This window comes from Clostridium weizhouense, assembly GCF_019431045.1.
In the GTDB taxonomy this organism is placed as follows: Bacteria; Bacillota; Clostridia; order Clostridiales; family Clostridiaceae; genus Clostridium; species Clostridium weizhouense.
This window is the reverse complement of sequence record NZ_JAHXPT010000014.1, coordinates 64401-91060: the sequence shown is the minus strand read 5'-3', so window position 1 is coordinate 91060 and position 26660 is coordinate 64401. Positions and strand designations below refer to the sequence as shown.

The following is a 26660-nucleotide window of genomic DNA, read 5'->3' as shown; positions in this document are numbered from 1 at the left end:
ACATAAATATAGGAGGGACGATTTATGAGAGTTGAAATAATAGCTGTAGGAACAGAGATTTTATTAGGAGATATTATTAATTCTAATGCTCAATATTTAGCAAAACAGTTAGCTTTATTGGGATTAGATATGTATAATCAACAAGTTGTTGGTGACAATGAAGAAAGAATTTTAAAGGCTTTTGATGATGCTTTTAAAAGAAGTGACATAGTTATAACAACTGGAGGTATTGGACCAACTAAAGATGATATGACAAAGGAAGTTGCTGCAAAGTATTTTAATAAAAAGTTAATTGCACATGAAGAATCTATTGAAAAAATAAAAAGATATTTTAAGACTATGGGTAAAGAAATGCCTGAAAGTAATTTAAAGCAAGGTTTATATCCAGAAAATTCAATTGTAATCGAAAATAATAATGGTACTGCACCTGGAACTATTATTGAAGAAAATAATAAAATAATGATTATTATGCCAGGACCACCAAATGAGATGAAACCTATGTTTGAAAATAGTGTTATGCCTTATTTAAAAGCTAAGAGTGATACTACTTTAGTCTCAAGAACAATAAAGATAATAGGAATCGGGGAAAGCTCAGTAGCGGAAAAGATTCAAGATTTAATAGATAAGCAAACAAATCCAACGATAGCACCATATGCAAAAGAAGGAGAAGTAACATTAAGAGTAACGGCAAAGGCTGGTAATGAGAATAAAGCATTGAAGTTAATTGAGCCTGTTATAAAAGAAATACAAGATAGATTAGGTGAAAACATATATACTATAGGAGAAGAGCCGATAGAAGAGGTAGTTTCTAAGATGTTAATAGATAAAAAGCTAACAATATCAACTGCAGAATCATGTACAGGTGGAATGATAGCAGCTAAGTTAGTCTCTTATCCAGGAGTATCTGAGGTATTTTTAGAAGGATGTGTAACATACTCTAATGAAGCTAAGCATAGCAGACTCAATGTTAGTACAGACACTTTAGATAAGTATGGCGCAGTAAGTTATGAAACAGCTAAAGAAATGGCAGAAGGTGTTGCTAAAACCTCTAATACTGATGTTAGTATAGTTACAACTGGAGTTGCAGGTCCAGGTGGTGGAACAGATGAAAAGCCAGTTGGTTTAGTATATATAGGGCTTTATATAAAAGGAAAAGTAAGTGTTGAAAAGCATATTTTTAAGGGAGATAGAAATAAGGTAAGAACTCAAGCTACAATAAGAGGATTAGATATGGTTAGAAGAGGCCTTATGTCTATTTAAAAATAAAGTTAATAGTTTAGTATAAAGTTTATTAGAATGAACAGTTATTAAGTTATATTAATATAAAACAATTCCTCCTGCTATGTACTTTTAATATGCACATAGCAAGAGGAATAAAATTTGGTATATAAATAAAATGGGGGGAGAGGCGATTAAATATTGAAGTTAGTTACTTCATTATAAATTCTCTCCAAACAAATACTTATTTATACATTAGATTTTAAATTTACTCATTAAAAAACATTAATAGAAATATAATTAATATTACAAAGAAAAAAATAAGAATCATTTAAATTAGTTTATAGATAAAATTAATAGATTTTAGTGATTTTTATAATATTTATTATATTAATAAGGGGTCAATATGAAAAAAACATTTAGAGCAAATTTATATTTTTTAGTAATTTTATTAGGAGAAATAATAGCACCATTTTTTTTAATTAATATTTATAATGCCATTGGTATAAGTGATATAAGACTTCAATTATTTCTAAATCATATGGTTTTATTTATATTACCAGCAATATTATATGTTTTAATTGTTAAACCAGATATAAAACAAACATTTAAGTTAAATAAATTACATTTAAAAGATTTCTTTTTAATTATAGCTTTATCAGTATTATGTCAACCATTAGTAACTCTATTTTCTTTAATAACTTCTTTTTTCTTTGAAAATGATATAGCTAATTTTGTATCTGAGATATCATCAACATCATTTATAGTAATGTTGCTTTTAATGGCTGTTATGCCGGCTATAACTGAAGAAATAACATTAAGGGGAATAGTTCAAGCGGGATATGATGATAAAAGTGATTTTAAGACTTGTATAGTAATAGGATTATTTTTTGGAATATTCCATTTAAATGGTCAACAATTTTTATATGCAGCTGTATTAGGTGGAATTTTAGCTTATTTAGTTAGAATAACAAATAGTATATTTGCTTCTATGACATTCCATTTTATGATTAATGGTACATCTGTTGTAATGCAAAAAGTTTTAACATTTGTTAATGCTAAATTTGGAATTCAAGAGTCAGCAGAACAAATAGCTATTAAATCACTGTCTATTAAGGAAAAGCTAGTTTTATTAGGTGAATATTCTATTATAGGACTAATATCAGGAATATTAACAATATTATTACTTAAGAAAATTAAAAAGATTAATGATCAAAGAAAAGAAGGATTTAGTAATAATATATTAGCATGTAATGGAATCTCATATAAAGAATATATATCATATGATAATAAAAATATTGTGGTTAAAGACAAAGCTTATGATAAAATAATTAATTGGCCACTTGTAGTTACAATAGTTATATATCTTATATATATGAGTATTGAGATTTATGCAAGATATATATTAGTTAAATAATATATTTATGGTGTTTTATAATAAGCGGAAAAACTAATTATGTATTGTTAGTAATAGTATTTAATTAAAGAACATATTAAACTTAAAGTCCATCAAATAAGCTTTTATTTGATGGACTTTAAACTTTTTATCATCTAATAATGTCTGTGATTTCATGTGAAAAATTAGAAAAACAACTTTCAAGAACCCAGCCTCTTGAATTAATATCAGTATCTATAGGAAGTGCAACATAATACCAAACATCATTATCATAAAGTACTTTATCTAAAATGCGAACTTCCATTGCTATATTTAATTTTTGTAAAATAGGTGACAGATTTGTTGGGGATAGATAAAGTAAAGAGTCTTTAGCTACTATTCCTGAATGTTTATCAACATTAATAAATTTAATCGAAAAATCTTTTTTAAAAGAAGTTAAGTCCTTATATTCTTTTTGCAATTTAGATAATTGATTTTTACTAACAACTAATTGATGATGTAAATTAGAAAGTTTTTGTTCATAAGAAGAAATTAAGAAAAACATGCCTCCCCCCACTAGCAAAATGAATAATAAAAATAATATAAAGTTCATTAAAAAATCTCCTATAATAGTTATCATTTAAAATATATTGATAACTATTAATAAAAATACCATACTAATTTATTTATACAATTGTCTATGTTTTGATTAATTGCTATCTTTTAAAATAGTGTTGAGGTTTTATTATAAATCTTATGGATAGAAGTGAAAGTATAATTATATAATTAAATTATTTTGTAACAAAATAATCAAAAATATTTAATATTAATTAATAATTACTATTGATTAATAAAGAATAATATATTAAAATATATTCATAAGATAAATTACTTATTATCTTACTTAAAATAAAAGGTTAAAGGGAGAATGAATGAAATGGATATGAATGAAGTTGTATGTGGATGTTTAAATGTAACAGTACAAGATATTAAGAATGCTGTAGATAATGGTGCTAAAACATTAGAGGAAGTACAAGATCAAACTAGTGCAGGCACATGTTGTGGATGTTGTACAGATAAGATTGAAGGAATAATATTATCTAAATAAATATAAAAAAACTGTAGTAAAAACATATTTTTATGTATTTACTACAGTTTTTCTTTACTGTGTTTTAAAATTTTTAAATTAGTTTAGGCATATGAACTTGTTATTTTTTTTTGATTATGCCTTAAGAGCTTCACTTAGAACTTTTCCAATGGAATCATGGATAACTAAATCTGCTTTAGAATCGGCAGAAGTACTACTCTTATTTATAAGTACAAGATTTTTACCATTAAAATAATCAATAAGTCCAGCAGCAGGATAAACAACTAATGAAGTCCCACCTATGATTAAAGTATCAGCTTGTGATATAGCTTTAACTGCACCTTGAATAGTAGATTCATCTAAACCTTCTTCATATAAAACAACATCTGGTTTTACAGTTCCACCACATTTTGTACAAGTAGGAATACCTTTAGATTCTAAAATAAATTTAGTATCATAAAAGGCATTACATTTAATACAGTAGTTTCTCTGAACAGATCCATGCAGCTCAAATACAGTTTTATTTCCAGCTGCTTGATGTAACCCATCTATATTTTGAGTAACTATAGCTTTTAGTTTTCCTATTTCTTCTAATTTTGCTAGTGCTAAATGTCCTTCATTAGGTTTAGCATCTTCATATATAAGTTTATCTTTATAAAAGTTGAAAAATTCTTCAGGATATCTAATAAAGAATGTATGAGATACTAATTGCTCTGGAGAAAAAGTCATATTAAGTCTTTTATTAAATAAACCATTAGCACTTCTAAAATCAGGAATACCTGATTCAGTGCTCATACCTGCACCTCCAAAGAAAACTATATTATTACTTTCTTTTAAAATTTGTGCTAATTTTTGAATGCTCATAACAACACCTCTAAAAATATATTTATAATTATTATTATTGCACAATTATTTGGAAAAATGAATTAGATAGAAAATAATAAATAAAATATATTTAATAACTTTTTGTATTCTTATAACTGAGTAGGTTTTATATTCTTAAAATTTAAAGAAGTATACTAAATAAATATGATACTGGTAGAACAATTAATAAAGAGGGTAAAAGATTTACAGCACTTACACTCTTTATTTTAGCAATACTTAGCCCTAAAATGAATGTCATAAGCCCACCTACTGAAATAAAATCAGATAGCATTAATTCAGTTATAAAGGGCATAATTATATGAGATGAATAAAAACATAGTGATAAAAAAATAAATTGAGGTATTACGATTATACTCATTGCATAACCAAGTGTTGTTGCAAAAATAAAAGATGCAAAAATATCCATAGTAGCCTTAGAAATCAAAATAGTCATATCACCAGTTAAACCTTCATTGATTGCACCAAATATGTTAGTACCACTTGCACAAAAAGTTACAGCTACAATTAAATAAAATTTCATGTAATCATCGCTATTGATGTTTTTTGGAATTTTAAAGTTTAATTTATTTAATACGTTTTCGAATAGTAATTTAATTTTATCTTCTAAGTTTAAATATTCCCCTATTAATGTGCCTAAAATAATAGATAAGATAACAGTTGGAAGAGAGTTTAATTTAATAAAAGCTACAATCCCAATTGCAATAGCAGAAATACCAAAAATTATATTTAAAGGTTCAATAATCCTTGTTGGTACTTTATTTTTTAAGTAAGCTCCAATAGTACCTCCTATTAGAATACATAAGCAATCTATAAATACACCTATTGGCATATTAACACCTTCTTTCTTAAATATCTTGTGTACTTGTTTGTACATAGATATAATATATATACTTTTGCAAAAGATAAGGTAATTTAACATAAAATAATAAAAAATGCAAGTTGTCTATTACTTTTAATATAGAGTTTATTAAATAGATAATTATGCTAGTCTATTATTTTTTAAATATGCGTCAAATAAGATTAATAATTTAAAATAGATAGAAATTATAAAATAAAAATAATTAATAGAGTGTATTATTATAAATAAAAGTATGAATTTTTTATAAAAATTTATTTAATGTTAATTGCAGCATTATACTAGATATAGTCTGATTTATAAGTATATGAAATAGTAATAAAAACAAGAAAATATAAAAAAGTTTCTAAAAACTGTTGACATAAGTATAATATCCTTATATAATACTACTTGTGATCTGGTGGTAACGGCATAGAGGTAACACTCCTTACCATTCCGAACAGGACAGTTAAGGTCTATAGCGCCGAAGGTACTGCATGGGAGACTGTGTGGGAGATTAGGACATTGCCAGGTAATATGGCTCGATAGCTCAGTCGGTAGAGCAGAGGACTGAAAATCCTCGTGTCACTGGTTCGATTCCAGTTCGAGCCACCAAAAAAGCACTAACTTAGTTAGTGCTTTTTATTTTACTTAATTTTAAATTTTTCTAAAAGTTAAAGATAAGCTCTATATTAATATAAGTATTAATATAGAGGATAACAGTTCTTTGTTAGTTTATTAAAGAAATTTTAATATTATTAATAGAGATTTTATATCTTTAATATAATAGTTAAATAGAAGTATATTAAACAGTACATTGTTCTATATCAATTAAGTAATTAGAGCAACATGGGCATACAATTACACTAACTATATAACTATCATCTATTTTACCTTCTCTAGAAAGCTTATTATAAGAAGTGTTTTTATATTCTTCGCATAGTGTATTTATTACATAATTTAAATTCTTTGTATAGATATAAAAATGATATTCTAAATATCCATAAGATTTGTTTAAATTCTCTTGATTATTACATTCACATTTACCAGAATAATATTCTTTTGTAAATTCTACATTCTCTCCTTGAGATAAAGCTGATAATATAATATCTAATGATATGCCATCAATTTCTTTATCATCTTCAGTAGTTTCAAAAAATATACCATCACAATTTTCTTCAGATAATATGTATTCTTTATCATTATATACAAATTTATAGTTCATAAAATCCTCCTTAAAATAAGGTACATTCAAAAATAATATATAACGTATCTTTGTTTTATTATTTTATTTCATGTGCCTAAACTTAATAACACATATATATTAACATATATAAAATAAAAATATATAAGTTCTATTAAACTTTACTCATTTATATAAGGAACATATTTAGAAGAATTACTATATATTATTTTAAGATACTAATGCTAATATAGATATTTACTTTCTATAATAATAAAAAGATAACTGTATTGATTCAATTAGAATATGATTAATAAAGTTTATAATTAAAAAATGAAACTATTTTGTAATAAATAGGACATAAATATGTAACAAAAAAACCTTATAAATAATGTATAATAATACCATAATAAGAAATGATTAAGTTTGAGTTAAGAAAGTCTTAAGGTAAAAAGATTATAATATACATAGATAAAATTTTAAATAGATTGGAGATGAGTTTATGTTAGAAAAATTAATGTTAAGTGATAAAGAATGCGAAAACTTAGCTAAAGGAATTGCAATTGGTGTTGGAATTGGAACGGTAGTAGGTGCACTTTTAGATAATACAGTATTTTATTTTGCTTTTGGTGGAGTAGTAGGAATAGTAAGCTCATTAATTTACTCTAAAGTAGAAGAAAATAAAAAGAAAAAGAACATAGATTTTTTAAAAATATAGTATTATTATATAAAGTTATATGTACTATTAGTATTTATGTAGATTATAGATAAATTTAATAAATATATATAAATAAAAAGTTCTTAGAATCAATTTAACTTTAAGGAAAACTGATTTTAAGAACTTTTTATATATGACTAGAAAGTTATACGCATCAAATAAGATGGTAAATATATCAAGGATGTCTTTTAAATATTTTCAATTTGCCAATCTATTGGAGTTTGATTAGTATCTATCAAAAATTTATTTGTTTTCGAAAAAGGTTTACTACCAAAAAAACCTCTAGAGGCAGATAGTGGACTAGGATGAACTGATTTTACAATGAAATGCTTTGGATTAGTTATAAGCTCTTGTTTTTTTATAGCATTATTTCCCCAAAGAATAAAAACAATAGGTTTTTCACTAGTATTTAACAATTTTATAATATTATCAGTGAATATTTCCCAGCCTATCCCTTTATGTGAGTTAGCTTCACCTGCTCGAACTGTTAATACTGCATTTAATAATAGTATACCTTGGTCAGCCCATTTTTTTAAGTAACCATTGTTAGGTATGTAGCACCCTAAGTCATTATTTAATTCTTTATATATATTAAGTAATGAAGGGGGAGTTTTTACTCCGGGATTAACAGAAAAGCTTAATCCATGTGCTTGATTTGGACCATGATAAGGGTCTTGACCTAAAATGACAACTTTTACATCTTTAAATTTAGTATAATGCAAAGCGTTGAATATATTATACATATTTGGATAAATAGTTCTAGTTTTATACTCATGAGCAAGTACTTTCCTTAGTTTAAGATAATATTCTTTTTCAAATTCATCTGATATGTAATCTTTCCAATCATTTTTTAATATTTCTGACATAATATCACCCATAATTAGTATATCATGTTTTAGGATATTTAGGCACATTCAAAAAATAATAGACCAGTATGCTCGGCTATTTTGTGTGATACTGCGTCAGTAAATTTAGCAATAGCTTACTATTAACTAAATTTACTTCCTTGTCTAACACAAAATATACAACACCTCTTTGATCTAGTATTTTATTTCATGTGCCTTAATTATAAAAAAGAAATGTATCCAGTGTAACATTTCTCTTAAAAGTATTACAGTGAATATAAGTAAAATAAATACTATTACAGTCATCTTGGTAATTTTATGGTTGTTAGCTAACATATATACTGTTAAAATATAGAGGTATATAAAATTTTTTTATAAAAGGAGAAGTTAAATGGAAAATAAGGTATGGGCAGTAGCTGCTGGAAATGAGATAACAGATAAGGATTTAGACTCAATAATAATGAGATATCCTCCTGAAAGAAGAGCTATGTTTCAAGGTGAAGAAGGTAAAAAACAATTAGTAGAACAAGTAATTGCATTTGAATTAATGCATAAATTTGGTCAAGAAATAGGATTAGATAAATCAGATGAATATAAAAAAATGATTGAAGGATTAGCTAAAGAAGCTTTAACTCAATTATCAATCAATAAAGTATTAGCAGATGTTACAGTTACAGATGAAGATGCTAAAAAATATTATGAAGAAAACAAAAAGATGTTTGTAAAACCTGCAACAGTATCAGCTAAACATGTATTAGTTAAAACAGAAGAAGAAGCTAAAAACATAAAAGAAGAAATAACAAATGGATTATCATTTGAAGAAGCAGCAAAGAAATATTCAACTTGTCCATCAAAAGAACAAGGCGGAGATTTAGGTGCATTTGGTAGAGGAATGATGGTTCCAGAATTTGAAGAAGCAGCTTTTGCATTAGAAATAGGAACTGTTAGTGAACCAGTTAAAACTCAATTTGGATATCATTTAATATTAGTAGAACAAAAAAATGAAGAAGTAAATGTTCCATTTGAACAAATTAAAGATGCAGTTGTAAAACAAGTTTTAGAACAAAATCAACAAAAGAAATATTTAGATATGGTAACAGAATTATCTGCTAAGTATGGTGTTGAAAGAAAATAATACATTAAACTATATTGTATTAAGGCTATGTTAAAAAACATAGCCTTAATTTTATAGATTAAATAATTAGTTGTAATGTATTTATATCTTTATATTAATTCTAAAAAAGATTTTATATATCTATCAGCATGACTACTAAGTTCTTCTTTTGAATGTATACTCAAGGAGTCCTCTACAGCAATTACTTTCATGCCAGCAGCTTTTGCACCATGTATTGCAGGAAGGATATCTTCAAACACAATACAATTATCAGGTTTTATATTTAGTTTTTTAGCAGTTAATAAATATACATCAGGCTTGTCTTTACCAGCAGATGTTTCATCTGTAGTAGTAATTGAATCGAAATAGTCGAATACTTCATTGTTTTCTAAACAAGCTTTAAGTAAAGGTATAGAATTGCTAGTAGCTAGTGCAATTTTTATACCAGAGTTTTTTAGCTTGTCTAAAAAATCTCTTGCTCCTTCTTTTAATTTAACGTGATTAGCATAATATTTAAAAGCCATATCATGCCAAGTATCCATTATATCTTCTACTGAATCTTTAATATTAAATCTATTCTTAAAATAAACGGCAGTTTGATAAAAACTCAAATGAGTAATTTCATTTTTTAAGTCTTTAGGTAAGTGATAACCATTTTCTTTAAGATAATCTTTATCTATTTGTTCCCAAACCCACATAGAATCCACTAAAGTTCCATCTAAATCAAATATTGCTGCTTTAATATTACTTAACATTTAATCTCCTCCATTTTTAGATAATAAAAAAACTTAAGGGTAACCCCTTAAGTAAAAAGATCTATTTAAATAAAAAACTAAATTTTACATATAATTATTAAAGTTAAATTCATTCATAAAAACAAGAATTTCTATGTATAATATATATTTGGTCGGGGTGACAGGGATTGAACCTGCGGCCTCATGGTCCCAAACCACGCGCGCTCCCATCTGCGCCACACCCCGCAATTACAATTAATTATAATATTTACTAAATTTTATGTCAAGTAATTTTAAAGTATGATTATTATAATTTTAGGTACATGAAATAAAATTATAGATTAAATAGACCATTGTGCAGTGAAACGTAGCACAGATAGTTTTGTTCTTATATAAAATTATATTAATGTGAATGATTACATACTAAAAAATATATAGTATAATTTAGAAAAGTGAGGAATTTAGGACTATATAGGAAAAAAATTAAAATAATACTTGCTATTACTTATGTAGAAAAGTTGTCCATGTTAATATGAAGTGATATAATTAAGAATATGTAAACATATTTAAGGATAATAAAGGAGGGAAGGTTCATAAGAACCGGCATTTGATGAAGAAAAAAGTTTTAGCCGTGATGTTAGCTGCAATGCTTGTTGCAGGGACTTCAATGCCAGCTTTTGCTACACCAGGAAATCAAGAATTAAACGAAACTAGACAAAAATATGCAGAGATAGAACGTAATATAGCAAATATTGAAGATAAAATTTATGATTTAAATACTCAAATAGAACCATTAGAACAAACAGTTACTAAGAATAAAAAAGATATTAGTAATATAAATAATCAAATCGATAACACGACTAAAGATATAGCGACATGTAAAGAAGAAATTGAAAAATTAGATTTAGCTTTAGGGGAAAGACTTAAAGCTGTATATATGCAAGGTGATATGGAATTTAGTTATTTAAATTTCTTATTTGAATCAAATTCTACTAGTGAATTTTTTACAAGAGCGGAATCTCTAGGAAGAATATTAGGAAAAGATAAAAAAGCAATAAATGATATTATTGAAAAGAAAGAAGCATTAAACCAAAAAATAAATTCTTTAGAAGAAAAGAAGAAAGAAATAGATAAACTTAATGCAGAAGTTCAAAAGAGCTTATCAGAATTAGATGGTAAAAAGAAAGAACAAGAAACTTTAGTTGAAGAAACAAAGTCTGAAAAACAAAAGTTTGATAAAGAATATTTATCAGAAATGGAAAGACAAGTTGTTCAATCGCAATTTAATATTATTGATAATTCTAGTAGTTCACTTAGTGATTTAAAAGGAGCAATTTCTCAATTAAGAAGTATAAGAGATGGACAACTTAAGAGTCCAACAATTATAGATGAGGTTAATGAGAAAATTGAATCTGCAAAAATTAAAGTGTCAAAAAAGGAAGAAGAAGAGGCAAGAAAGGCAGCGGCAGCAGCAGCTAATAATGCTCCAAATAGAGGTAACTCAGGTTCATCTTCTGGAAATGTAACAGTTCCTTCAGCAGGAAATGCACAAGCAATTTTAAATGAAGCATATAAACATTTAGGAAAATCATATGTATATGGTGCAACAGGTCCAGATCATTTTGATTGTTCAGGATTTACTCAATATGTATATGCAAAAGCAGCTGGAGCTGATATATCAAGAACAACATATTCACAAATAAATGTTGGTACTCCAGTATCTCAAAGTCAACTTCAACCAGGTGATTTAGTATTTACTCATGCAGGTCATGTTGGAATATATGTTGGTGGAGGAAATATGATTCATGCACCTCAAACAGGAGATGTAGTTAAGGTTTCTCCAGTATATAAATTCTATGCAGGAAGAAGAATATTATAATATTTGAATTTTTAGGCTAGATATTTAATATCTAGCCTTTTTAATCTTTGGCTATATTTTAAAACATAGCGTAATCTTTAGATTAGTAAAAAATTAGATTTGTAAAAAACTTATAGTCAAGCTCAGTTAAAAATGTAGATAGAAATATTAAAGAATAAAATAGACGTTATTGTAAATTATCAATTTTAAATTTAATATTGGGTTAGAATACTAATAAGTTGTTTACACTAATGCAATAAGATATAATAAGTTAGAAAATTCATATAAAGGAAGATAGCAGATGAGTAAAACCACATTAGCCAATATAGAAAAAAACGAAATTATAGATGATTTGCAATTAGAAGGATTAAAATTAATACAAAAAGCAGATGGTTTTAAATTTGGAGTAGATGCTGTAATATTATCAGATTTTGCAAATGTTAAAAATAAGCATAGAGTAATAGATATTTGTACAGGTACAGGTATAATTCCATTTTTATTATATGGAAAATATAAACCAACAGAAATATATGGTTTAGAAATTCAAGAAGATATGGTAGAAATGGCTAAAAGAAGTACTCTACTAAATTCGTTGGAACATAAAATAAACTTTGTAAATGAAGATTTAAAAAACATAGAGTTTTTAAAAACATTAGACAAATTTGATATAGTTACTGTAAACCCACCCTATAAATTAAACAATGCAGGAATTATTAATCCCTCTGACAAGCTTGCTATTGCAAGACATGAAATTTTATGTGATTTAGAAGATGTAATTTGTGCATCAAAAACACTTTTAAAGGATAATGGAAGACTTTTTATGGTCCATAGACCTGAAAGATTAGCAGATATATTTACATTAATGAGAAAATATAAAATAGAACCTAAAAGAGTAAAAATGGTTTATCCAAAACTAGGAAAGGCACCAAATATAGTCTTGGTGGAGGGCCAAAGAGATGGAGGAGCTTATTTAAAATGGGATTCTTCATTATATGTTCATAATGAAGATGGATCTTATACAAAGCAAATAGATGAAATATATGGGAGGCTGTAAGATGGAAATTGGAAAGTTATATTTAATACCAACACCTATAGGAAATTTAAAAGATATAACATTAAGAGCATTAGAAATATTAGAAGAAGTTGATATTATAGCAGCTGAAGATACAAGACAAACATTAAAATTATTAAATCATTTTAATATAAAAAAATCATTAATAAGTTATCATAAGTTTAATGAACAAGATAAGAGCGATGAAGTTATTGATAGACTATTAAATGGAAAAAATATAGCTTTAGTATCAGATGCAGGAACACCAGGAATATCAGATCCGGGGAGTGTTGTTGTAAAAAAATGTATTGAACAAGGAATTGAATTTCATGTTTTACCTGGAGCTACTGCGATAACAACAGCATTAGTATACTCTGGTCTAGATACTACTAAATTTATATTTAGGGGTTTTTTACCAAGAGAAAATAAAGAACGTAATATAATAAAAGATGAGTTAATGCAAAGTCAAGAAACATTAATATTTTATGAGGCTCCTCATAGATTATTAGATACTTTAAATTTCTTACTTAATTCTTTTGGAAATAGAAATATTGCAGTTTGCAGAGAGCTAACTAAGTTATATGAACAAATATATAGGGGTACCATTGAAGAGTCTATAAATTATTTTATGGTTAACAGGCCACGTGGAGAGTTTGTGTTAGTCTTAGAGGGAAAAAGGTTAGAAGAAATAAAACAAGAAAAAGAACAAGAGTGGATAGATTTATCTATCAAAGATCATATAATTAAGTATATAGATGATGGAATAACTAAAAAAGACGCTATTAAGATGGTAGCTAAAGATAGAGGGTTACCTAAAAGTGAAGTATATAAATTTTCAACTGATATATAAGTAAAAGCACCTTTAAAAATTTTAAAGGTGCTTTAAATTTCTAAGTATTAAATATAACCAATATACTATCTGTTATTTTTGATTTCGTCTAAACAGTTAGTACAAACATTTTTACCTTTATAGTTTATAACGTCTCTTGCATCTCCGCAGAAAATACAAGCTGGTTCATATTTCTTTAAAATGATTTGCTCACCGTCTACATAAATTTCTAATGCATCTTTTTCAGCAATATCTAAAGTTCTTCTTAATTCTATTGGAATAACTATTCTACCTAATTCGTCTACTCTTCTAACAACACCTGTTGATTTCATAAAAAACTCCTCCTAATTACAATGTTCGACATTCTACATTGTCATATTACCAAGTATGTAATAAAAAGTCAATACATATTTCGATTTTTTGTATAATAAGTTACAAATTTCAACTTTAAAAAACATTATATATAAAATATACTACCATATTTTAGAAAAGTCAATAGAGTTTTGATAATTTATAAAAATAAGGATAGAAGAATAAGATTTATAATAAATAGCATTATGACTATGATTGGAGGGGACAATCATATATAAAATAAAAAAAAAACGAAATAATTAGGAATAATTAGCAAATATAAAAAATTACCATAATGCATAAATTTATTGGAAAATCAGAAATAAGATAAAATAACAAGTAAAATCATATTTACTGTCGCAATTAACCAAAAAATATTAAAATTACATTATTTTTTTGAAACTTATAATAAAAAAATAAAAATAAAAAATAGGATATTTATAATTTTAATAAGAATTAGATGTTAAGTATATTCAAAAAAATAATACATTAGTATAAAGTTATATTTTTTATGATACTGCATCAGCAAATTCAGATGAGAGCTACTTATTAAGTAAATTTGTCTCAGTATCTGATGAAAAATATACAACTAAATTTTGATCTATTAATTTATTTAAAGTGTTTTATCATATAATTAACAAAAATAAAAGTAATAATATAATGCTAAAAATAACTTGTAATAAGTTTATTCTTACTATATACTTTAATATGAGTATAATAGAAGGAAAGTGTAGGTGTATAATATGGATAATAAGTTTGATTCAAATTATATAAGAGAACTTGCTAAAAAAATCTCTGAAAATAATTCGGTTTCATATGAAGATCTACCAAAGTATGATTTATTTTTATCTCAAGTTATAGATTATTTAAATGATAAATTTGATGATGAAAAATTTACTAATAATATAGTGCAGAATTATATAAAAAGTGAAGTTATAACTAAACCAGAAGATGGTAAAAAGCGTGGTTATACTAAAATGCATTTAGCTCAACTTGTATTACTTAGTTATATGAGACCTGTATTAACAACAGAAGAAATAAAAAAAGTTTTTAGTTTAGCATTTAATGAAATAAATGATAGAAATGATGATATAATTTCATGGCAAAATGCATATAAAATTTTTGCACAAATTCAACATGAAAGTTTGAGTGAATATTTACTTACAACATTAGATAATAAGAAAAAATTACAGGATATAGTAAAAGGTTTAAACTTAAAAAGTAACGATGAAGAAAGAATAACTATATTTTTATTAGTTTTAGCCTTAATAGCAGAAGCTAGTGCAATTAAAAAATTAGTACAAAGAATAGTAAATGAATATCATACAGAGTAATATATACAAACACTTATTGGAATGAGTATTAAATATTTATTCCAATAAGTGTTTTTTATTTTAGATATTTTAATGAGTTTTAAAGAAATATGTTTAAATAATATTAAGGTTTTGAAGCAATATATTCAAGAACAAAAAAGTTTATTTATCTATTTAAGTATGTTAAAATATTCATGTTAGTTTATTACATAGATATTTGTAAAAAAATATATAAAAAAGCTGAGTTTTAAAGGAGCGAGGGAAATGAATATTCCATTAATTGATTTAAAAGCTCAATATAATTCTATTGCTGAGGATTTAGATAGGGTAACTAAGGAAGTACTTTCCTCTGCAAATTATATCATGGGTAAAAATGTAACAGAATTTGAAAAAGAATTTGCAGAGTATGTAGGAGTTAAACATGCAATTTCGGTAGGTAATGGAACCGATGCATTAGTTATAGCCTTAAAATCTTTAGGCATAGGAAAAGGTGATGAAGTAATAACTACAACATTTACTTTTTTTGCTACAGCAGAAAGTATTTCAGCTGTAGGAGCAAAACCTGTATTTGTAGATGTAGAAAAAGATACATTTAATATAGATCCATCACAAATAGAAAGTAAAATTACTAAAAATACAAAAGCTATTATGCCAGTTCATATATTTGGGCAAAGTGCTAAGATGGATGAAATAAATGAAATAGCAAAAAAACATAATTTAAAAGTAATAGAAGATGCTTGTCAAGCAATTGGAGGTAAGTATAAAGGAAAAAGTATAGGAACATTATCTGATGTTGCATGTTTTTCATTCTTCCCAACTAAGAATTTAGGATGTGCTGGAGATGGTGGAATTATAGTAACAGATAATGACGAGGTAGCTACAATAGCTAGAGCATTAAGAACTCATGGAAGTGGGGAAAATGGTCAAAAGGCTTATAACTTACTTAATAACATAACTGAAGAAGTGGAAAAGGCTTCAAGTGATGCTAATGATACTGTATATAATCCGTTAAAGTATTATAATTATTTAATTGGGTTTAATACAAGACTTGATGCTATTCAAGCAGCAATTTTAAGAGTTAAGTTAAAACATATAGATAAATGGAATGAAAAAAGAAGAGAGATTGCAGGAATATATAATGAAAGTTTAAAAGATACAGAATTGGTTACACCAACTGTATTAGGTGATTGTTCACCTGTATATCATATGTATATTTTACAATCAGAAGATAGAGAATCTTTATTAAATAAACTTAAAGAAAAAGGAGTAGCAACAGGGGTATATTATCCAGTACCTTTACATTTACAAAAGGTGTATAAGGATCTTGGATATAAAGAAGGAGATATGCCAGTTGCAGAATATCTTTCACATAGAACATTTGCAATTCCTGTTTATCCAGAATTAACAGAAGAACAGGTAGAACATATAATTAAATCTATAAAAGAATAATTAGGTGAGGGATAATTTATGGAAAATAAATATTTTGTACATGAATCTAGTTATGTAGATGATAATGTCCAAATAGGAGAAGGTACAAAGATATGGCATTTTTCTCATGTTATGAGTAATTGCTTTATTGGAGAAAAGTGCAATATAGGGCAGAATGTAGTTATATCGCCCGGAGTAAAATTGGGAAACGGCGTAAAAATCCAAAACAATGTATCTGTTTATACAGGAGTTATTTGCGAAGATGATGTATTTTTAGGACCATCGTGTGTTTTTACTAATGTAATAAATCCAAGAAGTTTTATTGAAAGAAAAAGTGAATATAGGGAAACTATAATAGGTAAGGGTGCATCGATTGGTGCAAATGTAACAATTGTATGTGGTCATAATATAGGAAAATATGCTTTAATTGGAGCAGGAGCAGTAGTTACTAAACATATTCCTGATTATGCATTAGTGGTTGGAAATCCTGGAAGAGTTACAGGATTTGTTTGTAAATGTGGAGAAAAGCTAAATTTTAACGATAATAAAGCAGTGTGCACTAGTTGTCAGAATGAATATATTAAATCTGATGAAAAAGTAGAGTGCGTAAATTTAGGAGGTACAAAATGTCAGTGTTAAAGCAACAATTATTAGAAAAAATAAATAATAAAACTGCTAAAGTTGGTGTAGTTGGACTTGGATATGTTGGATTACCATTAGCAGTAGAAAAAGCAAGTGCTGGATATGAGACTATAGGATTTGATGTTCAAGATCAAAAAGTCCAAATGGTTAATGAAGGAAATAATTACATAGGTGATGTAGTAGACGAAAAGTTAAAGATGTTAGTAGATCAAAAAGTTTTAAGAGCTACTACTGATTTTAGTTTTGTAAAAGATGTAGATACTATTTGTATTTGTGTACCTACTCCTCTTGATTTATACAAACAACCAGATTTATCATATGTTGTAGACTCAACTAGAAGCGTAGCAAAATATATGCATAGAGGAATGTTAATAGTTCTTGAAAGTACTACTTATCCAGGTACTACAGAAGAAGTTTTAAGACCTATTTTAGAAGAAAGTGGATTAAAATGCGGAGAAGACTTTTTCTTAGCATTTTCACCAGAAAGAGTTGATCCAGGTAATAAGGATTTCAATACAAAGAATACTCCAAAAGTTGTTGGAGGATGTAGCGAAGATTGTACAGAAGTTGCAGCTGCATTATATAGAAATGTTTTAGAAGGGGAAATTCATACAGTATCATCACCAGCAGTAGCTGAAATGGAAAAGATACTAGAAAATACTTTCAGAAACATAAATATAGGATTAGCTAATGAAATGGCTATATTATGTAATAGAATGGGAATTGATGTTTGGGAAGTTATAGACGCAGCTAAAACTAAACCATATGGATTTATGCCATTTTATCCAGGTCCAGGACTTGGTGGTCACTGCATACCACTAGATCCATTTTATTTAGAATGGAAAGCTAAAGAGTATGATTATCATACTAGATTAATAGAAACTTCAGGAGAAATAAATGATTCAATGCCTGAATTTGTATTAGATAATGTAATGAAGATATTAAATAAGCATAAAAAGGCACTTAATGGAGCGAAGGTTCTTATTTTAGGGGTAGCATATAAAAATGATATTGATGATTACAGAGAATCTCCAGCATTTAAAGTAATAGAATTATTAGAAAAAAATGGAGCTGACATTATAGTTAATGATCCATATTGTGAAGTATCTAAGTATAAAGATAAAGTATATAATTCTGTAGATTGGTCTGAAGTTATAGATGATAGTGATATTGTTGTTATAACAACAAATCATAGCTGCTATGATTACGAAGAAATAGTAAGCAGAGCTAAAGTTGTATATGATACAAGAAATGCTACTAAAAATGTAGTTAGTAATAGAGATAAGATTTATAAATTATAAGATATATTAAGTATTAATTAGGCAAAAGATAATACAAGATTATTTTTTGCCTTTGATATTTATGAATTAGATTATGTTTTGAAATGTAATCAATAGTTACTTAAATCTAGTTATAAATTTATGGGGTGCAGGTATATGAAAAATATAATTAATAGTGTATTAATAAATAAAGATTTAAGAAGAGGTGCTATATTAACATTGGTGTTAGTACTTGCATTAACAGCTTTCTTCTTTTATTCTGAATCAGATTTACCATTTGTATATAGTCAGTTTTAGGCATCGTAAAATAAATAACTAATTAAAGATTCCTTAATTGAATATATATTTCAAAGTAAAAATGAACTTAAATAAATGCAACTGAAAATTCATTTATTTAAGTTTATTTTGATTATTAAAACTTAAACATGTTAGTTATTAAAAGTTAAACTATATTTAAAAATATGAACATTAATTTATAATATATCCTAAATTAAAAAAGAAAATTATATATCTATAGAATTATTATTATATTCTTAGGAATTTTTTAAAATTATATTAAAATGTATAAGTATGTAACTCAACTATATTGACATTATTAAAAATGAGGAATATTATAGCAATAGTTATTTGTACATGCCTATATATTAATGAACAAATATATAAATTTAATAATAAGAGGTCGTTATAGAATGAAGAAAATATTCAGTATTTTAATTCCTATAGTATTTGCAATTATATTTACTATAGGAATTGATAAATCATTAGATAATAAAATAGACATGTTATGTAAAACAAAAGATATTTCATTAGTTGGTAAAGTTTATGGTGATGCGGTTAAAGATAAAAGTGCTGTTATTAAAGACTTATTGTCAGCTAAAGGAGATTTGTTTTTAATTGGATCATCAGAACTAGGAATAGATGTAGAACAAAATCCTATAAACTTGTTTCCTATTAAAGGATGCGGATACGATGTAAGTTGTTTTGGAAGACCATATACACAGGATTTACAACAAGCTACATATTTAGGAGCAACTAATTTACAGTCTAATCAAAAAGTAGCATTTATATCATCAATTCAATGGTTTGAAGATAAAAATGCTATAGGACCTAGTCATTTTGCAGTAAATTTTTCGGATATTCAGTTTTATAAATTTTTGAAAAACCCAAAAATAAGTGATGAAAATAAACAATATTATGCAGGAAGAATTTCAAAGTTATTAACAAAAGCTAAGAAGAATCCTGCTGAAGCATTTTATGCTAAATTATATTATAATCCAACTCCAACAAAGAAAGTATTAAAGCTTATATTTGAACCTTATTACAAAACTAAGCAGTATTTATTAAATATAAAAGATAAGGCATTAATATATAAAAAGCTTAAAAGTTTACCAGATGGAGCACCTAAAACTGGATATACAATAGATTGGAAAGCTGAAAAGTCTAAAGCTCAAGATGAGATTAATAAAACTGTTAGTACCAACGAATTTCATATAAGTGATAAGTGGTATAATAAAAATTTAAAAAAAGAGTTAGATAATCTTAAGCTTCAATCAAAGGATGAGGATCCTGTAAATTCAAAAGAAATGGATGATTATAAATTTTTCTTAAGTGTGTGTAAAGAACTTGATATAAAACCGTATGTAATACTTATGCCAGTTAATGGTTGGTTTTATGATTATACAGGTCTTACAAAAGATAAAAGATATCAATTTTATGATAAAGTTAAAGAATTAGCTGAAGGTTATAATTTAGAAGTTCTTGATTTAAGAGAACATGAATATGAAAAAGGATTTTTAATAGATCCAAAACATTTAGGAAAAACTGGTTGGTTAAAAGTAAGTGAAAATATTTTTAATTACTTTAATAAAAAACAATAGGCTATAAGATTAAGGCACATTCAAAAAAAATAATAGACCAGTATGCTCGTCTATTTGATTTATTATTTTATTTCATGTGTTTAACACTGTTTTAAAACATAGCTAAATAATTAAATTATAATTTAATAGAAAAGTGGAGAAAAACAAATGGTATTAGTTCAATATGGAGATTATTTTTATTTATATGTATTAATTATTTCGTTAATACCTGCTATTTTGTTAGGTATATTTGAAAAGCCTATAAAATATTATGGTTTTATATTATCAGTATTAATGGTAATTGCTATAATGGGGATTGGTAAATTATTTCCTTTATTTTTATTAGGGGAAATTGTTTTAATTAAAGCATATTCAATAATAAGAAAAAAAACAGATAATAGATATATATACTTTATAGCTTTATTTTGTTCAATGTTACCTTTGATTATTTGTAAGTTAAGTGGATTAACTAATGGTATTAATCTAGGGTTTTTAGGACTATCATATCTTAACTTTAAAGCAATACAAATGATCATAGAAATATATGATGGAGCTATAGAAGATATTAACCTTTTTAAAATATTATATTTCTTTTTATTCTTTCCAACTTTAAGTTCAGGTCCTGTAGATAGGTCAAGAAGATTTGAAAAAGATTTACAAACTAAAATAAGTAGAGAAGAGTATTTAAATTCTTATTTATTATCGGGAATTAAATATATAATACAAGGAATATTATATAAATTTATTATTGCATCTATTATTAGTTCATTATGGATGAATAAAATTTCTACTGATATAACTTTTTTAAATTCTCTAAATTATATGTATGCTTATAGTTTATATCTATTTTTTGATTTTGCAGGATACAGTAATTTTGCAATTGGAACAGGATATATTTTAGGAATAAAGGTACCAATAAACTTTAATAAACCTTTTATTAGTAAGGATATGAAAGAATTTTGGAATAGATGGCATATATCATTATCAAAGTGGTTTGGAGATTACATATATTCAAGATTTGTTCTAAACAGTATGAGAAAGAAAAGATTTAAAAATAGAATAATAGCTTCTCATTTTGGACAAATATTAACAATGCTTGTAATGGGATTTTGGCATGGTATTACATGGTACTACATTATATATGGACTTTATCAAGGGACTGCATTAGTACTTACTGATATATATCAACGTAAATCTAAATTTTATAAAGCTCATAAAAAAGAAAAATGGTTTCAGTATACACAAATATTAATAACTTTCCATATAGCATGTTTTGGATTATTAATATTTTCAGGATATTTATTTGGTAAATCTTAATAAGATTAAATAATAAAAATGAAGTGCTTTTGCACTTCATTTTTATTATACATATGTTTTAATTAAGTATATGAGTACCTTGAAGAATATAAAGGAGATGTTGGATTTTTATTATACATATGTTTTAATTAAGTTAGTCATATGAAATAAAATAATATAATATAAAAAAGAAGAGGTATATATTATATAATAACTTTAAAAATTTTTTAATATATAATGTATAAATATTATGTATAAATCATAATTCTATAAATATGAATTAAACGATAGGAAATGGTGATTAAATGGCTAATAAAAAATTTAACATAAGAAGGAAACTAAATTTATTAATACGATTAATTGTAAAAGTTAATAATGATGATATATTTGCTTTAGCATCACAATTGGCATATTATTTATTATTATCATTTTTCCCATTTATCATTTTTTTAATAACATTAATGGGATTTAGTAATATAAATTCAGTCGAAGTATTAGATGGAATAAATGCTATACTTCCTAGTGCGATTTATGATTTGACATCTTCAATAATAATAGAAATTTTTGATAAACAACATGCAGGATTATTACAAGTTTCCATTTTATTGGCTATATGGAGTGCATCATCAGGATTTAGAGCAGTAATTAAAGGAGTGAATAAGGCATATAACTTTAAAGAAAATCGATCATATATTAAAAGAGCTATAATTTCCATGACCAGTATAGTATCTTTAGCAATAATAATTATATTAACATTAGCCATGCTAGTATTTGGTAATGTAATTGAAAATTATCTTAATAATATTATACCATTTGAAAAAGTTGTAATAGTAATTTGGAATTTGTTTAGATATGCTGTTATTATAATAATAATGGTACTTATATTTGCTACTATATATGTATTTGCACCAGCTAAAAGATTAAAATGGAAAACAGCACTACCGGGGGCTATCTTTAGTACTATAGGTTGGATTATAACATCATATGCTTTTTCATTTTATATAGATAATTTTAGTAATTATTCTAGATTTTATGGTAGTTTAGGTGCTGTATTTGTATTGATGACATGGTTATTCTTAATATCAATGATTTTTATCTTAGGAGTAGAGATAAATTGTGTATTAGATGAAAGAAGGAATAGAGAAATATTAATGTAATTATATAAATAATGAATAGAAAGTTACCGATTGGATATACTCCTAAAGGAAATATTCAGGAGGTGCAAGATAATGAATAAGATAATATTAGTAGGAAGATTTATTAAAGACCCTGAACTTATGTATACTGAACGGGATAATAAAGCATATACTAAGTTTATAATTGCAGTTGATAGAACTTTTAAAAGTTTAGATGGGACTAGAAAAGCTGATTTGATACCTGTAATAGTTTGGGGTAAGAAAGCTGAAGTTATATGTAAATACATGAAAAAAGGAAGTAGTATAAGTATAAGTGGAAGATTAAGAACAGGAAGTTATGAAGATAAAGATGGAAATAAGAAATATATAGCAGAAGTTATAGGAGAAGATTTGAAATTCTTAGGAGATAGAAGAACAGAACATTCTAATAAAGAAAATTTAAACTCTTAAATTTTCTTTGATATAAAATAATGTAAGTATATAAAAATATTTTTATATATTTTTATATTTATGCTATGTTTTAAGTTGAGGTTAATATTTGAAGTGCTTAAAAAATATTAATCTTAAATATTAATACTTTTTAAAACATAGTATATTTATTTTAATACACCATGTTTATATTAAGTCATTAATATATTTATATATAATTCTAAATTAACATTAAAAAAAAATTATAAATATTTTATAATATATTATTGATTTTAAACAAATTTATTGTAAATTTTAGAGAGTAAATAGCAGTTTTTTTATAAATAGTTCGATTTAAAATATTACAGTTATTGAAATAATATGTATATGTGCTATAATATATGTAAACGATAATCAAAAAACGTTTTTCAATTATGGTTATGAAAGAAAATTTATAGGGTTTAAATGGGAAAAAAAGGAGCTAAGGCTCTTTTTTTGTTTTTAAGAAAAAATTTTCGACAAATAGTACATATATAAACCCAATATGACTTAAATATGTAAAGTAAATATCAACTTACAAAATTTATTGTCAATAAAAAAAATTAAAATTAACCATTTGCAGGACATGCTTTGACATTTTATAAAAGTTTATTGTGGTAATATTGATTTATGGTATAAATCAAAGAAAGGCGCGGTGATTATTTATGGAAGTATTGGAAGAGTATACATCAGTAAATCAAAATAATAAGTATAAATACAATTACAGACTTACTAAATCAATTTATCGAGGAAGAATAGGATATGGAATAGAAATACAAAGCCAAAATTCTATTGAAGATAATGACACAGATTGCGAACAAGATAGAGTTGAATTAGTCTCTATTCATAGACATAAAGTTAAAAAAATACTTATGAAACTGTACAATAATGAAGTTTCACCGATTCATCTAATAGATGTAATAGGAGAATATGTGGATGAACATGTGTATGAATTTGATGTAGGGGAACAAAGTGAAGTAATAAATTAACAGAATTTATTAAGTGTCAATTAAATATATATGTTCTAATTAAGTTAATACATTTATAAACTTTTATTTAATTTTTATAATAAATTATATTTTTAATTAATAATACCTACTTAGAATCATATATATCATAAATTTTTTATATAAGATTTTCACTATAGTAATCAAATCATAATATTTATAATTATTCTAAAATTTATATTAATGAATAAACTTTAATGGAACTTATATATTTAATTTATTATATAGTAAAATAGTATTACAGAAAGGGGTAATATTATGATTATTGGAGTTGGCACTGATATAGTAGAAATTCATAGAATAAAAAAAATTGTGGAAAGTAATCCTAATTTTCTTAAACGCTTTTTTACATTAAATGAGATTGAATATTTTGAAGCAAAAGGATTAAATGCAAATAGTATTGCTGGTAACTTTGCGGGTAAAGAAGCAGTAAGTAAAGCTTTAGGAACTGGTTTTAGGGGGTTTGGGTTAAAAGATATAGAGATTTTAAGAGATGATTTAGGAAAACCTTTTGTAAAGCTAAGTAAAAAAATATATGAGTTATTTAAAGTTAAAAATTCTAATATTTTTATAAGTATATCTCATAGTGATAAAGATGCTATTGCATATGTAGTATTGGAGGTGCTATAACATGGAGATTTTTCTATCAAAACAATGTAAAGAAATTGATAGAATTACGATTGAAAATATAGGAATTCCGAGTATTGTATTGATGGAGAATGCTGCTAGTTCAGTGTGCGCAGAAATAAGAAATAAGGGGGAAAGCTTCTTTATTTTTTGTGGTCATGGAAATAATGGAGGAGATGGACTAGCTATTGCAAGGCATCTAATAAGTATAGGAAAAAAAGTAAAACTTATGATTATTGGAATAAATGAAAAATATACAGATGATTTCATAACTAATTTAAAGATATTAGATAATATAGGTAATGTAGATATTACAAAAATTAATAAAGAAGAAGACATAAATGAAAAATTAATTAATGAAATAAAACATTATGATGTAATAGTTGATTGTATATTTGGAGTAGGTTTAAATAGAAAATTAACAGGTATTTTTGAGCTATTAATAAAGCAACTTAATGAAAATTCAAAATTAATTGTATCTGTAGACGTACCTTCAGGATTAAATTGTGATTCTGGGCTAGAAGAAGGTATTGCTATAAAAGCAGATTTTACTTATACATTTGAAGTTTTAAAAGAAGGTTTTCTTAATTATAATGCTATAAAATATTTAGGCAAAGTTAAAGTTTTAAATATAGGGATTCCTGATATTGTAAAGAAAGAAAATAGCAATAATCTTTACATATTAAATAAAAAGGAATACAAGAACTTAGTACCTAAAAGAAAAATATATGGTCATAAGGGGAATTATGGCAGATCTGTAATTATTGCAGGGAGTGTTGGATTTACAGGAGCAGCTTTTATAACAACTGAATGTACTGTTAGAGCAGGATGTGGTTTAACAACATTAGTATGTCCAGAGAAAATTCAACCAATATTATCTGAAAAATTAACAGAAGCTATGACTTTGAGTATAGAGAGTAAGAAGTTAGATGAGTTATTAAAACAGGCAGATGTTATTGCAATGGGACCGGGTTTAGGTATTGGTGAAAGACAAGAAAAATTAATGGAGAAGATAATAAATAATACTACGTGTCCAATAGTGTTTGATGCTGATGCAATAACATTATTAGCAAAAAACAAATCTCTTATGAAATATTTAGGTGGAAGATTAATTATGACTCCACATCCAGGAGAGTTAGCAAGATTTATGGATACAACAATTAGTGAGATTGAAAATAATAGAATAAAAATAGCTAAAAAGCTTTCGAAAGAGTATAATAGTATTATACTATTAAAGGGATATAATACAGTAATTTCCAATGGAGTGGATACTTATATAAATCCAACTGGGAACAGCAAAATGGCTTCAGGTGGAATGGGAGATGCACTTACAGGAATAATAACGGCATTGGTTTCTCAAGGAATGCAATTAGATAAAGCTAGTCTATTAGGTGCATATATACATGGGGCTATAGCAGAAGATTTATCTGAAACTTCATATATAATTAATGCTCGTGATATTATAGAAAATTTACCTTTAAAAATTAATAGTTTAATAAAAGAATAATTTAAGAATAAAACTCTAAAGATTGTCATAATAGTATT

At 25.7% G+C, this 26660-nt stretch carries 27 protein-coding genes, 2 tRNA genes and 1 rRNA gene; 22 read left to right on the top strand and 8 right to left on the bottom strand.

Features of this window, described 5'->3' with window-relative positions:
* The first annotated feature begins 24 nt into the window (after window positions 1-24).
* Both KYD98_RS15425 and KYD98_RS15420 read left to right on the top strand, forming a co-directional pair.
* A complete protein-coding gene (locus KYD98_RS15425; protein WP_219780940.1) occupies window positions 25-1260 on the top strand; it encodes a competence/damage-inducible protein A in 1236 nt (411 codons plus the stop codon).
* A 364-nt stretch (window positions 1261-1624) separates the two neighbouring features.
* Window positions 1625-2635, top strand: a complete 1011-nt coding sequence (locus tag KYD98_RS15420) for a CPBP family intramembrane glutamic endopeptidase (RefSeq protein WP_219780939.1) — start codon at window positions 1625-1627, stop codon at window positions 2633-2635.
* 130 nt (window positions 2636-2765) lie between these two features.
* On the opposite strand, the gene KYD98_RS15415 is transcribed toward KYD98_RS15420, so the two are convergent.
* Window positions 2766-3158, bottom strand: coding sequence for a hypothetical protein (locus tag KYD98_RS15415; RefSeq protein ID WP_258049865.1), 393 nt, complete (start codon window positions 3156-3158; stop codon window positions 2766-2768).
* Window positions 3159-3530: 372 nt separating this feature from the next.
* Here KYD98_RS15415 and KYD98_RS15410 point away from each other — a divergent pair, with 372 nt between their 5' ends.
* Window positions 3531-3701 (top strand): (2Fe-2S)-binding protein, encoded by a 171-nt coding sequence (locus tag KYD98_RS15410; RefSeq protein ID WP_219780937.1) that lies wholly within the window; start codon window positions 3531-3533, stop codon window positions 3699-3701.
* A gap of 114 nt (window positions 3702-3815) precedes the next feature.
* Here the strand turns inward: KYD98_RS15410 and KYD98_RS15405 are convergent, their stop codons facing one another.
* Window positions 3816-4544 (bottom strand): NAD-dependent protein deacylase, encoded by a 729-nt coding sequence (locus tag KYD98_RS15405; RefSeq protein ID WP_219780936.1) that lies wholly within the window; start codon window positions 4542-4544, stop codon window positions 3816-3818.
* Between the two features lie 142 nt (window positions 4545-4686).
* A complete protein-coding gene (locus KYD98_RS15400; protein ID WP_219780935.1) occupies window positions 4687-5394 on the bottom strand; it encodes a DUF554 domain-containing protein in 708 nt (235 codons plus the stop codon).
* A 423-nt stretch (window positions 5395-5817) separates the two neighbouring features.
* Between KYD98_RS15400 and rrf the strand changes: the two genes are divergently transcribed.
* A 5S ribosomal RNA gene (gene rrf, locus KYD98_RS15395) occupies window positions 5818-5934 on the top strand.
* A 5-nt stretch (window positions 5935-5939) separates the two neighbouring features.
* A tRNA-Phe gene (locus tag KYD98_RS15390) sits at window positions 5940-6015 on the top strand.
* Between the two features lie 190 nt (window positions 6016-6205).
* Here KYD98_RS15390 and KYD98_RS15385 read toward each other — a convergent pair.
* Complete coding sequence (locus KYD98_RS15385) at window positions 6206-6625, bottom strand: DUF3785 family protein (protein ID WP_219780934.1); 420 nt, start codon at window positions 6623-6625, stop codon at window positions 6206-6208.
* Window positions 6626-7085: 460 nt separating this feature from the next.
* Here KYD98_RS15385 and KYD98_RS15380 point away from each other — a divergent pair, with 460 nt between their 5' ends.
* Window positions 7086-7301 carry a hypothetical protein gene (locus KYD98_RS15380; RefSeq protein ID WP_219780933.1) on the top strand — a complete coding sequence of 72 codons (216 nt, stop codon included), beginning with the start codon at window positions 7086-7088 and terminating at the stop codon, window positions 7299-7301.
* 188 nt (window positions 7302-7489) lie between these two features.
* Here KYD98_RS15380 and KYD98_RS15375 read toward each other — a convergent pair whose 3' ends face one another.
* Window positions 7490-8167: a uracil-DNA glycosylase gene (locus tag KYD98_RS15375; protein WP_219780932.1), complete on the bottom strand. Its 678-nt coding sequence runs from the start codon at window positions 8165-8167 to the stop codon at window positions 7490-7492.
* A 370-nt stretch (window positions 8168-8537) separates the two neighbouring features.
* Here KYD98_RS15375 and KYD98_RS15370 point away from each other — a divergent pair, with 370 nt between their 5' ends.
* Entirely contained in the window at window positions 8538-9281 is a 744-nt protein-coding gene (locus tag KYD98_RS15370) for a peptidylprolyl isomerase (RefSeq protein ID WP_219780931.1), read from the top strand.
* Window positions 9282-9370: 89 nt separating this feature from the next.
* On the opposite strand, the gene KYD98_RS15365 is transcribed toward KYD98_RS15370, so the two are convergent.
* Window positions 9371-10015, bottom strand: coding sequence for an HAD family hydrolase (locus tag KYD98_RS15365; protein ID WP_219780930.1), 645 nt, complete (start codon window positions 10013-10015; stop codon window positions 9371-9373).
* A gap of 149 nt (window positions 10016-10164) precedes the next feature.
* Window positions 10165-10240, bottom strand: a tRNA-Pro gene (locus KYD98_RS15360).
* A 364-nt stretch (window positions 10241-10604) separates the two neighbouring features.
* Between KYD98_RS15360 and KYD98_RS15355 the strand changes: the two genes are divergently transcribed.
* The 3 genes from KYD98_RS15355 (at window position 10605) to rsmI (ending at window position 13753) form a co-directional block, all read left to right on the top strand.
* Window positions 10605-11873: a C40 family peptidase gene (locus KYD98_RS15355; RefSeq protein WP_219780929.1), complete on the top strand. Its 1269-nt coding sequence runs from the start codon at window positions 10605-10607 to the stop codon at window positions 11871-11873.
* A 280-nt stretch (window positions 11874-12153) separates the two neighbouring features.
* On the top strand, window positions 12154-12906 hold the full coding sequence (locus KYD98_RS15350) for a tRNA1(Val) (adenine(37)-N6)-methyltransferase (RefSeq protein WP_219780928.1): 753 nt from the start codon (window positions 12154-12156) through the stop codon (window positions 12904-12906).
* 1 nt (window position 12907) lies between these two features.
* Entirely contained in the window at window positions 12908-13753 is an 846-nt protein-coding gene (gene rsmI / locus KYD98_RS15345) for a 16S rRNA (cytidine(1402)-2'-O)-methyltransferase (protein ID WP_219780927.1), read from the top strand.
* Window positions 13754-13818: 65 nt separating this feature from the next.
* On the opposite strand, the gene KYD98_RS15340 is transcribed toward rsmI, so the two are convergent.
* Window positions 13819-14064, bottom strand: a complete 246-nt coding sequence (locus tag KYD98_RS15340; protein ID WP_003369321.1) for an AbrB/MazE/SpoVT family DNA-binding domain-containing protein — start codon at window positions 14062-14064, stop codon at window positions 13819-13821.
* A gap of 762 nt (window positions 14065-14826) precedes the next feature.
* Here KYD98_RS15340 and KYD98_RS15335 point away from each other — a divergent pair.
* The 12 genes from KYD98_RS15335 to KYD98_RS15280 all read left to right on the top strand — a co-directional run bounded on the left by KYD98_RS15335 (window position 14827) and on the right by KYD98_RS15280 (window position 26622).
* A complete protein-coding gene (locus KYD98_RS15335; protein ID WP_219780926.1) occupies window positions 14827-15417 on the top strand; it encodes a DUF1836 domain-containing protein in 591 nt (196 codons plus the stop codon).
* Window positions 15418-15660: 243 nt separating this feature from the next.
* Window positions 15661-16845 (top strand): DegT/DnrJ/EryC1/StrS family aminotransferase, encoded by a 1185-nt coding sequence (locus tag KYD98_RS15330; RefSeq protein ID WP_219780925.1) that lies wholly within the window; start codon window positions 15661-15663, stop codon window positions 16843-16845.
* An 18-nt stretch (window positions 16846-16863) separates the two neighbouring features.
* On the top strand, window positions 16864-17463 hold the full coding sequence (locus KYD98_RS15325; RefSeq protein WP_219780924.1) for an acyltransferase: 600 nt from the start codon (window positions 16864-16866) through the stop codon (window positions 17461-17463).
* A complete protein-coding gene (locus KYD98_RS15320; protein ID WP_219780923.1) occupies window positions 17451-18767 on the top strand; it encodes a nucleotide sugar dehydrogenase in 1317 nt (438 codons plus the stop codon). The genes KYD98_RS15325 and KYD98_RS15320 overlap by 13 nt, the downstream gene beginning before the upstream one ends.
* A gap of 135 nt (window positions 18768-18902) precedes the next feature.
* A complete protein-coding gene (locus tag KYD98_RS15315) occupies window positions 18903-19043 on the top strand; it encodes a hypothetical protein (protein WP_219780922.1) in 141 nt (46 codons plus the stop codon).
* 392 nt (window positions 19044-19435) lie between these two features.
* The gene (dltD, locus tag KYD98_RS15310; protein ID WP_219780921.1) at window positions 19436-20623 is read left to right on the top strand and encodes a D-alanyl-lipoteichoic acid biosynthesis protein DltD; all 1188 of its coding nucleotides are present in this window, start codon (window positions 19436-19438) and stop codon (window positions 20621-20623) included.
* Between the two features lie 147 nt (window positions 20624-20770).
* Window positions 20771-21919: a D-alanyl-lipoteichoic acid biosynthesis protein DltB gene (dltB, locus tag KYD98_RS15305; RefSeq protein ID WP_219780920.1), complete on the top strand. Its 1149-nt coding sequence runs from the start codon at window positions 20771-20773 to the stop codon at window positions 21917-21919.
* A gap of 284 nt (window positions 21920-22203) precedes the next feature.
* Window positions 22204-23055, top strand: coding sequence for a YihY/virulence factor BrkB family protein (locus KYD98_RS15300; RefSeq protein WP_219780919.1), 852 nt, complete (start codon window positions 22204-22206; stop codon window positions 23053-23055).
* Window positions 23056-23127: 72 nt separating this feature from the next.
* Complete coding sequence (locus tag KYD98_RS15295; protein ID WP_219780918.1) at window positions 23128-23484, top strand: single-stranded DNA-binding protein; 357 nt, start codon at window positions 23128-23130, stop codon at window positions 23482-23484.
* A 662-nt stretch (window positions 23485-24146) separates the two neighbouring features.
* Window positions 24147-24470 carry a DUF6514 family protein gene (locus tag KYD98_RS15290; protein WP_219780917.1) on the top strand — a complete coding sequence of 108 codons (324 nt, stop codon included), beginning with the start codon at window positions 24147-24149 and terminating at the stop codon, window positions 24468-24470.
* Window positions 24471-24746: 276 nt separating this feature from the next.
* Entirely contained in the window at window positions 24747-25118 is a 372-nt protein-coding gene (gene acpS / locus KYD98_RS15285; RefSeq protein ID WP_219780916.1) for a holo-ACP synthase, read from the top strand.
* A gap of 1 nt (window position 25119) precedes the next feature.
* Window positions 25120-26622 carry an NAD(P)H-hydrate dehydratase gene (locus tag KYD98_RS15280; protein ID WP_219780915.1) on the top strand — a complete coding sequence of 501 codons (1503 nt, stop codon included), beginning with the start codon at window positions 25120-25122 and terminating at the stop codon, window positions 26620-26622.
* Window positions 26623-26660 lie beyond the last annotated feature (38 nt).